The organism is Nostoc sp. DedQUE09, from assembly GCF_034530915.1.
In the GTDB taxonomy this organism is placed as follows: domain Bacteria; phylum Cyanobacteriota; class Cyanobacteriia; order Cyanobacteriales; family Nostocaceae; genus Nostoc.
The window spans coordinates 38,690-50,730 of sequence record NZ_JAVRCE010000033.1 but is presented as its reverse complement, the minus strand read 5'-3'; the positions used below and the strand labels follow the sequence as shown (position 1 = coordinate 50,730).

Genomic DNA, 12,041 nt, shown 5'->3' with positions numbered 1-12,041 from the left:
CAAATTACGAATTAGGTTGAAGCCTCAATGAGCAACCGCTCTCGGTTTAGCGGTTGATGAGGCGATCAAAGTTATTAATTCAGAGCTAGAAATAAATTTCGAGTTAATCAGCCAAAGGAGCGATCGCTCTCCAAAACTTCATGGCTATTTTCTTCGGGAGCCTCTTGTGGCAAATTCGCTAAAAAGGCTTGTAGCCTCATCCGCTCAATATAGGGCCAGCCCCCCTCAGACTCAATATCTTTCAGCAGTGAGTAAAGTTGGCGACGATTAACAGGCAAACTCTCTTGAAAAACCCCATCCCGGATCTCTCGGTGTAACTGCTCTAATTGCCGCAGCAATGCCAAAAGAGCTACAGTATCGCCTTCACAAGCTGTAGCGGCATCATACACTACAGTTGCGATCGCTTGCAGTTTACCAGACAACTTCTCTGATTCAATATTTTTGTAATCGTTCATGCCACCTTTTCCGTATAAATGAGGTCAACTCAAATTTACCGGAGATTTTTAATTTTCCCTAGTTTGTCAGTATTGATTCCTCTAATCCTCCTGTCTACCTGTTACTGCATCTCCTCACTTGCCCTAGTTAGGGGTGAATATAACTAGATTTGTATCTTTATCAAAAGCAATAGCGATCGCTCCAAAAAGAGCGTAGTAACCTTTAGCATAGGCTTTACAGAAGCTAGATGCGATCGGGACGAGACTTTTTTGGATTTTGAGAACTTTGATTTTGAGTTGAAAAAAATCGTATGATCTGGCTGATTTACCCATCCAACAATGGGCTGTATGTAGTAGCGTCACATACATGATACAAAAAGACTTGGGCGACGCCGCTTTTGCAATAAGCGAGAGCAAAGTCCGAAACAGACACCCCTGTTCGCACTTTTCGAGACACAAGCATTTATGCTTCTCTGTGTGAGGCTTACTCATACACTCGCCCAACTCTAAACAAATGCCACCAACAGTAAAACTAACTGTTGGTTTTTGCTCCCCTAGTGACACACATCCAAAATGGATGCAGTGTGCTACTTAGTCTGGGGTCTACACCCCAAGCTCAAGATAGCGACACGTTTAACTACGTTTAGCAGAGAAAAGTTTGAGCAGCGTCTGACAACTAGACATCCGAACACTAGCTTCAACTTTTTTAATCAGAGCAAAGCCGTGTCCGAACAAAGGTAGCTTTTCGCAGAGTAGCGGCTTCTCATCAGAGATCAAAGCTTCGATGCAGTTTTACAACTTAGATATTAATTTTTGAGATTGAGGTTGACCATGAGGTATCGCGCTTTAATTGTTGCATTCTTGGCTTTGTGCCTGGGGCTAATAACCGCTTGTAGTGATGCTCCTGCTAGCAGTAGTGGTAGAGATGTACTCACTTATGATCAAATTCGCGGCACTGGCTTGGCTAACAAATGCCCCCAACTAGCAGAAACAAGCCGTGGTTCCATTCCCATTGATTCTAGCCAGTCTTATACCATCAAAGAACTTTGCTTGGAACCAACTAGCTTCTTCATCAAAGAAGAACCTGCTAATAAACGGCAAGAAGCAGAATTTGTTGCTGGCAAATTGTTGACCAGATATACTTCCACCATTGACCAGGTGCAAGGTAATCTAAAAGTCAACGCAGATAATAGCTTGACCTTTACGGAAACCGATGGTCTTGACTTCCAAGCCATCACTGTGCAACTTCCTGGTGGTGAGCGAGTACCTTTCCTCTTCACCATCAAAAATTTGGTTGCTCAAAGCCAACCCAGCTTGACCAGTATTAACACCTCTACGGACTTTGAAGGCAGCTTTAAAGTTCCTTCCTATCGTGGTGCTGCCTTCCTAGATCCCAAAGGTCGTGGTGTCGTCAGTGGCTACGATAATGCTGTGGCTCTTCCCGCCCAAGCAGATGATGAAGAACTTACCCGCACTAACGTCAAGCGTGCTGAAAATCTTAATGGCAAGATTTCTCTGCAAATCGCCAAAATAGACAGTTCTAGCGGTGAAATTGCTGGTACTTTCGAGAGCGAACAGCCATCTGATACAGATTTAGGTGCTGGCGAACCTAAAGAAGTCAAGATTCGTGGTCTATTTTATGGACGGGTTGAATCGACTCGTGGCTAAATCCTCGAAAGTAGGGCAACTGACTGGCACTCAAAACGACAATTCTGTAAGTATCAGACTTGCTTGCCATAGTTAAACTATCCACCCTCTTGAAAAAAGAGGGTGGATAGATTTTTTACAAAAATGGGGAAAAGTTAAATCTGAGTAAAATAGCCCTGGCAGTTGGGAAAATTTTTATTCCTCAGTCTTATGGGTCACTTGATTTATCACTTTAACCTTTTCCCTTTCATTAAAAGAATATAGACTTAAGTACAAAAAAGGGTGAGATGCCCTTTTTTTATTGGCTTGCGTAAATATACATAGAATTTTTTAAAATTATTAGTAATTTTTAACTATTGAATGAATTTTAGTTAAAAAGGCACGTAATTTCACTGTAAATCTAACTTTTATTTATCAAACAAAAGCTCGACTACTGTTGTTTTGTTTCTCTAAATTAACTTTATCATTAATTAATTCAAGTTAAGTACAATCTCGGTTTGATATTTAGTGATTAATTTTATATTTTATTTCTATGTGGTTCTAAAAAAGCTACAGATAATACCAAAGATAAATAACCAACTAAATAGCGATTTCGCCAATTTAAATTTTGCTCGATTGTCAAGTAAGCTATGGGGTTTTAATAGAAAGTCTTTATTATCTACCATAGTATTTACTAGGAAATATTGCATTATATTTCCTTTGATATCGTGCGATCGCAGCTTAATTTAAAAAGCGAATAATTGATTCTTTATTTGCTCAATAAACCCGGTGCTATGCCTACCACAGTCACCAATGAACTAAAGCACGAAATTTGGCAGTTGCTGCGAGAATATCAGCAATCTCCGTCAGAAAACATCCGCAATCAACTGGTAAAACTCAATTTTGGACTTGTGAGAAAAGAAGCTCACTATTGGACAAATCAATGTCATGAAACCTACGATGATTTGCTCCAAGTTGGATGTTTGGGTTTAATCAGAGCTATTGAAAGATTTGAAATTTCTAAGGGACATGCCTTCAGTTCCTACGCTCTTCCCTATATTCGGGGTGAAATTCAACACTATCTCCGAGATAAAGGTGTCACCGTGCGAATTCCTCGGAGATGGTTAGCGCTCCAACAGCAAGCAATAGGAGTATCACGTTCTTGGCGTGAAAAACACAATCGTCAACCAACCGACTCGGAATTAGCAGCAGCACTGGAAATTTCTCCAAACGAATGGCAAGAAATTAAATTAGCATGGGTCAATCGCGCTCCCTTGAGTCTTGATGTGCCAATCCAAGATGGAGAAGAAGGTTCTACCTGCTTGGGAGAATTGGTTCCAGATCCTCACTATCGCAGCTTTCAACTGGCACAAGAAGACCAACTTCGCTTACAACAAGCGTTGGTTCAGCTAGAAAAACGCACCCGCGACGTGTTGGAATGTGTGTTTTTGCAAGATTTGACCCAAAAACAAGTTGCAGAACATTTGGGCATCAGTGTAGTAACAGTTTCCCGCCGAGTCAAGAAAGGACTGGATTTGATGAAAGAACTTATGGGTGTCGCAGAAGATTGACTGCAAACAACAAACCGCAGTTCTACTGGGTATGCAGTGCTAAAAATAACCCTTGAAATTTAAAAAATTAGGTTATAAAGGGAAGATACTTTGCCTTTGATCCAAATTTTAGGCATGTTGATTTCCACTTTTCAATTTTCCAATGGCTTTTGAGAAAGGCTCATGGGCATAACTTCAAAAATTACAATTGCAGCTATTCTAACTTTGGCGCTTGCCGGATGTGCTTCTGAAGATACACAACAAGCCATCACTCCTGTGCCAGTTCCCAAAATAGCAAAAAAGTCGCCACCAGCGGCTCAATCCTTTAAGAATCCAGTGATACCGGCCAAACAGGTCTCACAAGTTAATCTTGCATCTGTTAACTTGATTCAATCCACGAATGCTACAGAGCGGACACGAGAACTTGTAGTATCAAAAGCTCGCAGCGATCCTTTTACAGAACTTTTCGGGCAGACTGTTCCTGGAATGTCTAAGACATCTGGAAGACCACTTCCCGTGTTGCCTAAGCTACCTACTGCATTACTAGGAGTACGAAAAGTTCCAACACGCAGCATCGCTTTAAATCCAAAGAAAAATAACGTTTCTTCTGTACCAAAAAAAGTCAATCCTACTTTGACTTCAGTGTTGCCGAAAGTTTTGCCTCAAGTTGTCCCTAACCCCACTTTAGTTTCTGTATTGCCACCGCCAGCACAACCTGAGTTAGCAAGGGCAGTAGTTGTGACTGGTGTAGTTCTAATTAGTAAAGAACCACAGGCAATTATCAAAGTACCGGATGAGCCGACAAGTCGGTATGTACAGGCGGGACAGCGATTAGCAAATGGCGTACTGATTAAACGTATTGAAATGAATCAGGGCTACAACCCCATCGTGATTTTGGAACAATATGGTATTGAAGTTGCCAAAATGGTAGGGGAAGGGACTGTCAAATCAACGTCGTCAGCTGCATCAGCTAACGGCAATGCTATTTCAGTGACAACGCCCCCCCCAAATACCTTTAATGTGGGAGCTTCATAAAGATGGAGACTAAGGAAAAAGTTGAATTCGCTGGTTTGCCTTTAGCTGTTTATAGAGAAATAGCAGCTCATTTACGTCAAGTCGAGGGGGTGGAAGTGGATTTAATTCCCCAGTCATCCCAACAGTTTGATTACAATCAAAGTCAAATTGCTGGCTTAAGCCTCTCGTGGACACCAAACTCTAGCTTAGAAAATCGGCAACGAGTTAATCAGATTTTGGCTTACTATCAAAATCGCTATATGAATCCTATTTGATTTTTTGATTTGTGAGAATTACACCCCGCAGAACCCCGACTTATTAAAGAAGTCGGGGTTCTTGTTGTTCATGAATGATTTTGAAGTTCATTCCACAGAGCAACGATGTCTCCGACGGGCTACGCCTACGCAGTAAGCATTATTTAACATAGGTTCAAAAAAAATACTGTCTAACGACCTTACAAGACACAGCAAGGTGAGGATTTCAAAAAGCAACGTTATGATAATTAATGCATTAATCGAGCTTGGGTCTAATAATAAATAAGTTGGCACAAATAAACTTCCAGAGTACGGAGACGATTAATTGCCTCTGTACAGCAGTCAAAAGCCATTGCTCTTGAGTGTATATTTAGGTGCTGCGTCCAACCAAAATCAGCCGTTGTACAAATTTCCATAAGGATAATTCAAGTGACTAGGACTAATTCAGACTTTCTTTCTTCGAGCGATCCGGCGATCGCAGGGTTAATCAACGACGAACTACAGCGTCAACGAGATCACTTGGAGTTGATTGCTAGTGAAAACTTTACCTCAGCTGCTGTACTGGCGGCTCAAGGTTCGGTACTGACAAATAAATATGCCGAGGGATTACCTGGTAAACGCTACTATGGCGGTTGTGAGTATGTCGACAAAATTGAGCAGCTAGCAATCAATCGTGCTAAACAGATATTTGGCGCTGCTCATGCGAATGTGCAACCTCATTCTGGCGCACAAGCCAATTTTGCAGTGTTTCTGTCGCTGTTAGAACCAGGAGACAAAATTATGGGGATGGATTTGTCTCATGGGGGACATCTTACCCACGGTTCACCTGTAAATGTCTCAGGTAAGTGGTTCCAAGTTAGCCACTACGGTGTCAGTCAACAAACAGAACAACTTGACTACGATCAAATTCGGGAGCTGGCGTTGAGGGAGCGTCCTAAGCTGCTGATTTGTGGTTATTCGGCTTATCCCCGTATAATTGACTTTCAAAAGTTCCGTAGTATTGCTGATGAAGTCGGTGCTTACTTGCTTGCCGATATTGCCCATATTGCTGGTTTGGTTGCTAGTGGTCTTCATCCTGATCCCATTCCTCATTGTCACGTAGTAACAACAACAACCCATAAAACTCTACGCGGCCCTAGAGGTGGTTTAATTTTGACCAGTGACGCAGAACTAGGTAAAAAGCTAGATAAATCTGTTTTTCCTGGCACTCAAGGCGGGCCATTAGAACACGTCATTGCTGGTAAGGCAGTAGCCTTTGGAGAAGCCCTAAAGCCTGAATTTAAAACCTATTCTGCCCAAGTGATTGAAAATGCTCGTGCTTTGGCAGAACAACTACAAAACCGAGGTTTAAAGCTAGTGTCAAATGGCACTGATAATCATTTAATCCTCGTGGATTTACGTTCTGTCGGTTTAACTGGTAAGCAGGCAGATCAGTTAGTTAGTACTGTAAATATTACTGCTAACAAAAATACTGTTCCCTTTGATCCGCAGTCCCCATTTGTTACCAGCGGTCTGAGGTTAGGTTCGCCAGCAATGACCACACGGGGCTTAGGAGTAGCAGAATTTACCGAGATTGCCAATATTATTAGCGATCGCTTACTTTCTCCAGATTCCGACGTAGTAACCCAAGACTGTCGTCAACGGGTAGCGGCATTGTGCGATCGCTTCCCCTTATATCCTCACCTGGAACTTCCTGTACCAGCATTAGCCTGACATGATAGTTAGGAGTTAAGAATTAGAAGTGATGAGTTTTAAATATTGAACTATTAACTCCTAACTATTAACTTCTAACTATTAACTTCTAACTATTAACTTCTAACTCCTAACTATCTAATGAGTGCAGAAATTATTTGTGTTGGTACTGAATTATTGCTAGGAGATATCCTCAATGGCAATGCTCAATTCTTGGCGCAACAATTAGCGCAACTAGGTATTCCCCACTACTATCAAACAGTGGTTGGGGATAATCCAGAACGGTTGAAGCAAGTTATAAAAATTGCTATTTCCAGAGCGCAAATTCTCATTTTCACTGGTGGACTCGGCCCCACACCAGATGATCTCACCTGCGAAACCATCGCCGATTTTTTTAAAGTTCCGTTGGTAGAACGTTCTGACATAATCGAAGACATAACCCAGAAATTCGCCCAACGTGGTCGGGTTATGTCACCAAGTAACTGCAAACAGGCTTTGATTCCCCAAGGTGCAGAAATTTTACCTAACCCCACTGGAACAGCACCCGGCATCATTTGGCAACCTCGTCCTCAAATCACGATTTTTACCTTTCCCGGTGTTCCCAGCGAAATGCACGCGATGTGGGAAGAAACAGCTGTGCCATTTCTCAAAAGTCAAGGTTGGGGTAAAGAAATTATTTACAGCCGGAGTTTAAAGTTTTGGGGTATTGGTGAATCTGCTTTAGCGGAAAAGGTTGCTTCGTATTTAAAGTTGGCCAATCCCACAGTTGCCCCTTATGCAGGTAAGGGGGAAGTAAGATTGCGAGTTTGTGCAAAAGCAAATTCAGAAGCAGCCGCAGAAGCCCTAATTGCGCCCATTGAAAAACAACTTAAAGAAATTGCTGGGCTGGATTTTTATGGCGTTAATAATGATACTCTCGCTTCCGTAGTTGGTCAGTTGTTGCGGGCATCAAAAGAAACGCTTTCAGTGGCAGAATCTTGCACTGGCGGTGGTTTAGGGCAAATGTTGACTGAGATTTCTGGGAGTTCTGATTACTTTTGGGGTGGAGTAATTTCTTATGACAATTCGGTGAAGGTTAAGCTGCTGGGGGTTAACCAGGAAGATTTAGATAAATTTGGGGCGGTAAGTGCTACCGTTGCAAAGCAAATGGCTGTTGGAGTCAAAACCCGCCTTGAAACAACTTGGGGACTGAGTATTACTGGAATTGCTGGTCCAACTGGAGGGACAGATACGAAGCCAGTGGGTTTAGTTTACATTGGTTTAGCCGGGCCAAAGGATGAAGTGACAAGTTTTGAGTATCAGTTTGGAACTGTGCGAGGTCGAACTTTAATTCGTCATGTAAGTGCGAATGCAGCGTTGGATAATCTGCGCCGGAAGTTGTTGAGCAAGTAGTCAGGTATATTATGTTTGTCATACAATCTGTATGGCAAACGAACCTAACGATGCGAATTAATGCACAATTAGATGACGAGTATGCTGAAAAATTAGCCTTTATTTAACAGCAGACTAATCAAGCAGTAACGGATGTGATTAAGTCTGCTATTGAGTTGTATTACCAGCAGTTTTAGCACGAACAAAAGAATTGCCATAGCATTCTGTTCACTTTCTGTCTGTGATTTCTGCACCCCGCTTCCAAGGGATTTCTAATTGAAACTCAGCATTTATTTTGTAGTAGTTGTACCACTCATCAGATATCGGACTGAATAAAAAATCAGGACGCAAACGCCCCAATCGTAAAAAGTCAGTTGCGATGGCGTAACTGCCCACTGGAAGCGATCGCAAGTTAATTGACTAAAGGGCGATCGCTAACTTTTCTCTAGCTTTGTTAGCGTAGCTTATCGTAGGTATCGCTCATTTACAAAGTCTGTAAACTGTTTAATTCTAGTTTTAACGATATAAAATAATCTTTATTCAAAATTCAATCTATCAAAATAGTGAATTTATCTCATAACTATTGATGCCAGAACTTCTATCTAGAGATCGATATGGCTAATAAGCTAAATGAAGTAAAAATAGTATACTAAATCACATGAGATTGTATTGTATGAAATCCAATTATGTTGCAAAACAGTTTTCCACCGTAAAACGCTGGATGGCCACAGCGCTGTTTTGTATGTTAGCGATCGCTTTCGTTTGGCAAGGTGCATTTTTCTCGAACACCTCAGCAATGGCCGATCCTGCTGCAACCTTGATTGCATCCTCAGACACAAGCGATCGCGCCCAAGAGAAAGCTAGTAGAGATGCTGGACGAACCAAAAATTTCATTGATGATACAGCAGATAAAGTTAAAGATGCTGCTAAAAGCAATGCTAGTAAAGTTGACCAAGCAACAGACAATGGTAGCTTTATTGAGCGCAAAGCCAAGAAAGATGCCGCTACAATTCAGAAGAGAGCAAATGAAGATGCATCTCGGACTAAAGAAGCAGTAGACAACAGCAAGAATGTTGTTGAACGTACTGTTGAAAACATTAAAGATGCTTTTGGTAAATAGAGATATAGATATAGCAATCCTATTGGATTTGTAAAAATCGAAAGCTTCAAATTTCCGACTTCTTAAAGAGGTCGGAAATATTGTTGTTTGCCAGTAATTTCGGAAAATCTAAGGTTACATCAATACTATTACAGCAATTTACAGGTAGTTAAACATTATGGTAGGGTAACACAGATAGCTCTGCATCCCTATAAGGGGTTGTAGTTAATGCCTCGTTTCCAGTTGGAGACTCTTAACGAGATATATAATAAAAAAAGTTAGCTCGAATAATCAAGTAGCTTTAGATACATATTTGTCACAGTTATAAGAATTAGCGATCGTTGATAAAATTAGCTGCTGGCAACTAACAAGAGTAGAAACTATAGTTAAATATTTACTAGCAATTATGCTAGATATGTAGCTGTAAATAAAATATTTGACTTTCGTTTGTACTAACTTAGAAATGGCAAAATTGAGTAATCTGCTTAGGGAACTTCCGCAAACTACTCCTAGAAAAATTGTTTTTCTATACTGATGAAAAACAATTTTTAAGTAGCATTACTTATTGGCAAATGTGTTATAACATTAACTGATTGCAATTTAATTTGACGAATTGTTAATGGTTAACAAATTTTTCTCCATTATCAATTAAGAAGTTATACTTTCCACTACAACTTAGTAACAATGTAAGAGTTTGATTCTGTGGACAACCCGACCGTGGGAAAATCAAAATACCGAGACTCGAAGTTAGAGAGGAAAACCTTATAATATGCATCTGAGCGAAATCACCCATCCTAATCAGTTGCACGGTTTATCTGTTCGCCAACTGCAACAGATTGCCCGTCAGATTCGAGATAAGCATCTTCAAACAGTAGCAGTTAATGGTGGACACTTAGGACCAGGGTTGGGTGTTGTCGAATTAACACTAGGACTTTACCAAACACTGGACTTAGATCGGGATAAAGTGATTTGGGATGTAGGACACCAGGCTTATCCCCACAAACTGCTTACAGGACGTTACGATCACTTCCACACCCTTAGACAAAAGGATGGAGTTGCAGGTTATCTCAAGCGGGGTGAAAACAAGTTTGACCACTTTGGGGCTGGACACGCTTCTACAAGTATTTCAGCCGCATTGGGTATGGCTTTAGCGCGAGACTTGAAAGGGGAAAAATTTAAAGCCGTTGCTGTGATTGGCGATGGCGCACTCACTGGGGGTATGGCTTTAGAAGCCATCAACCATGCGGGACATATGCCGAAAACGAACCTGTTGGTTGTTCTCAATGACAACGACATGTCCATATCTCGCAACGTCGGCGCGATTCCTCGCTATCTCAACAAAATGCGTCTTAGCCAACCGGTGCAATTTATTAAAGATAATCTTGAGGAACAGTTTAAGCAAATTCCCTTTGTGGGTGAATCCCTGTCACCCGAACTTGGACGCATCAAAGAAGGTATGAAGCGTTTGGCTGTTCCAAAGGTAGGTGCAGTTTTTGAAGAACTCGGCTTTACCTACATTGGACCAGTGGATGGGCATAATCTCGAAGAATTGATTGCCACCTTCCAACAAGCACATCAGATAACGGGCCCAGTCTTGGTACACGTAGCAACAATTAAGGGCAAAGGTTATGAAATTGCTGAACTAGATCAAGTTGGCTACCATGCCCAAAGCCCCTTCAACGTCGCAACTGGCAAAGCCATTCCTTCTAATAAACCCAAACCCCCAGCTTATGCCAAAGTCTTTTCTCACACTCTGGTAAAACTTGCCGAACAAAACCCGAAAATCGTTGGCATTACTGCGGCTATGGCGACGGGGACAGGTTTAGATAAACTTCAAGCAAAACTGCCGAATCAATATATAGATGTCGGCATTGCGGAACAACACGCAATTACTCTAGCAGCAGGACTTGCAACCGAAGGAATGCGCCCCGTTGCTGCTATTTATTCCACCTTTTTACAACGCGCCTACGACCAAATAATTCATGATGTCTGCATCCAAAACCTGCCAGTATTCTTCTGCTTGGATCGGGCAGGAATTGTCGGTGCTGATGGCCCCACTCACCAAGGTATGTATGATATTGCCTATCTGCGTTGTATTCCCAACATGGTAATCATGGCACCCAAAGACGAGGCAGAACTGCAAAGCATGATAGTCACTGGTGTTGAGCATACCAGTGGACCGATCGCAATGCGCTACCCGCGTGGCAATGGCTACGGCGTTCCCTTGATGGAGGAAGGTTGGGAACCTTTGGAAATCGGCAAAGGCGAGATTCTGCGTACAGGCGATGATGTGTTAATCGTCGCTTATGGCACAATGGTCTATCCAGGAATGCAAGCCGCTGAAATTCTCAGCGAACACGGCATTGAAGCAACTGTAATTAATGCTCGTTTCGTTAAGCCGTTGGATACCGAGTTGATTTTACCTTTAGCGAAGAAAATCGGCCGTGTTGTCACCTTAGAAGAAGGCTGTGTAATGGGTGGCTTTGGTTCTGCGATCGCCGAAGCTTTACTAGATGCAGATATTCTCGTTCCTGTCAAGCGATTTGGTGTACCAGATGTATTGGTGGATCATGCTGAACCTAACGAATCTAAGACAGAACTAGGTTTAACTAGTCATCAAATAGCAGAGAGAGTGTTGCAAGCTTTCTTTAAACAGCAAGTATCTGCTGTGGTTTAGTTTACTTATCAACAGTATTATCTAAAAATAACCCCTGTTATGGGGGTTATTTTTATGAGAATATTAGCCATCGATATTTATACTCACTCTTCACAAATTGCAATAAAATTAAAGCCGATTTTTCTTTCATGACTGCTAGTTCTGGAGATCCTGAGCCTGATTATTCTTTAATTCCCAAATCCCAGATGGCGGCTTGAACTTTGTTGGGAGTTAATATCTTTAACGATAATTTGATAATTACATCGTTTGCTGTGTCTGGGGATTGAACATCAAATCTCTTATCCCATGATCGGTTAAAGCAAGAGACGCGATGAATCGCCATCT

The 12,041-nt window shown here is 41.7% G+C and carries 11 protein-coding genes; 8 read left to right on the top strand and 3 right to left on the bottom strand.

Annotation, left to right across the window (positions count from 1 at the left end):
• Nucleotides 1–107 precede the first annotated feature (107 nt).
• Nucleotides 108–455: a hypothetical protein gene (locus RMY27_RS20665; RefSeq protein ID WP_322666309.1), complete on the bottom strand. Its 348-nt coding sequence runs from the start codon at nt 453–455 to the stop codon at nt 108–110.
• A 123-nt stretch (nt 456–578) separates the two neighbouring features.
• A complete protein-coding gene (locus RMY27_RS20660) occupies nt 579–797 on the bottom strand; it encodes a hypothetical protein (protein ID WP_322666307.1) in 219 nt (72 codons plus the stop codon).
• 468 nt (nt 798–1,265) lie between these two features.
• Between RMY27_RS20660 and RMY27_RS20655 the strand changes: the two genes are divergently transcribed.
• The 6 genes from RMY27_RS20655 (at nt 1,266) to RMY27_RS20630 (ending at nt 7,962) form a co-directional block, all read left to right on the top strand.
• Entirely contained in the window at nt 1,266–2,102 is an 837-nt protein-coding gene (locus RMY27_RS20655; protein WP_322666305.1) for a photosystem II manganese-stabilizing polypeptide, read from the top strand.
• 752 nt (nt 2,103–2,854) lie between these two features.
• Nucleotides 2,855–3,631 (top strand): RNA polymerase sigma factor SigF, encoded by a 777-nt coding sequence (locus RMY27_RS20650; RefSeq protein WP_292729987.1) that lies wholly within the window; start codon nt 2,855–2,857, stop codon nt 3,629–3,631.
• 162 nt (nt 3,632–3,793) lie between these two features.
• On the top strand, nt 3,794–4,645 hold the full coding sequence (locus RMY27_RS20645; RefSeq protein ID WP_322666302.1) for a hypothetical protein: 852 nt from the start codon (nt 3,794–3,796) through the stop codon (nt 4,643–4,645).
• 2 nt (nt 4,646–4,647) lie between these two features.
• Nucleotides 4,648–4,899, top strand: a complete 252-nt coding sequence (locus RMY27_RS20640; protein WP_322666300.1) for a hypothetical protein — start codon at nt 4,648–4,650, stop codon at nt 4,897–4,899.
• A 408-nt stretch (nt 4,900–5,307) separates the two neighbouring features.
• Complete coding sequence (gene glyA, locus RMY27_RS20635; protein ID WP_322666298.1) at nt 5,308–6,591, top strand: serine hydroxymethyltransferase; 1,284 nt, start codon at nt 5,308–5,310, stop codon at nt 6,589–6,591.
• Between the two features lie 120 nt (nt 6,592–6,711).
• Complete coding sequence (locus tag RMY27_RS20630) at nt 6,712–7,962, top strand: competence/damage-inducible protein A (RefSeq protein WP_322666296.1); 1,251 nt, start codon at nt 6,712–6,714, stop codon at nt 7,960–7,962.
• A 207-nt stretch (nt 7,963–8,169) separates the two neighbouring features.
• Here the strand turns inward: RMY27_RS20630 and RMY27_RS20625 are convergent, their stop codons facing one another.
• Entirely contained in the window at nt 8,170–8,352 is a 183-nt protein-coding gene (locus tag RMY27_RS20625; protein WP_322666294.1) for a hypothetical protein, read from the bottom strand.
• Nucleotides 8,353–8,614: 262 nt separating this feature from the next.
• Here RMY27_RS20625 and RMY27_RS20620 point away from each other — a divergent pair, with 262 nt between their 5' ends.
• Nucleotides 8,615–9,061, top strand: coding sequence for a hypothetical protein (locus RMY27_RS20620; RefSeq protein ID WP_322666292.1), 447 nt, complete (start codon nt 8,615–8,617; stop codon nt 9,059–9,061).
• 748 nt (nt 9,062–9,809) lie between these two features.
• A complete protein-coding gene (gene dxs / locus RMY27_RS20615; RefSeq protein ID WP_322666291.1) occupies nt 9,810–11,717 on the top strand; it encodes a 1-deoxy-D-xylulose-5-phosphate synthase in 1,908 nt (635 codons plus the stop codon).
• Nucleotides 11,718–12,041 lie beyond the last annotated feature (324 nt).

Bases quoted from the DNA above. Each gene is read 5' to 3' on its own strand.
- RMY27_RS20650 (WP_292729987.1), top strand. From the start codon at position 2,855: ATGCCTACCACAGTCACCAATGAACTAAAGCACGAAATTTGGCAGTTG.
- RMY27_RS20655 (WP_322666305.1), top strand. From the start codon at position 1,266: ATGAGGTATCGCGCTTTAATTGTTGCATTCTTGGCTTTGTGCCTGGGG.
- dxs (WP_322666291.1), top strand. From the start codon at position 9,810: ATGCATCTGAGCGAAATCACCCATCCTAATCAGTTGCACGGTTTATCT.
- RMY27_RS20645 (WP_322666302.1), top strand. From the start codon at position 3,794: ATGGGCATAACTTCAAAAATTACAATTGCAGCTATTCTAACTTTGGCG.
- RMY27_RS20630 (WP_322666296.1), top strand. From the start codon at position 6,712: ATGAGTGCAGAAATTATTTGTGTTGGTACTGAATTATTGCTAGGAGAT.
- RMY27_RS20640 (WP_322666300.1), top strand. From the start codon at position 4,648: ATGGAGACTAAGGAAAAAGTTGAATTCGCTGGTTTGCCTTTAGCTGTT.
- RMY27_RS20665 (WP_322666309.1), bottom strand. From the start codon at position 455: ATGAACGATTACAAAAATATTGAATCAGAGAAGTTGTCTGGTAAACTG.
- RMY27_RS20620 (WP_322666292.1), top strand. From the start codon at position 8,615: ATGAAATCCAATTATGTTGCAAAACAGTTTTCCACCGTAAAACGCTGG.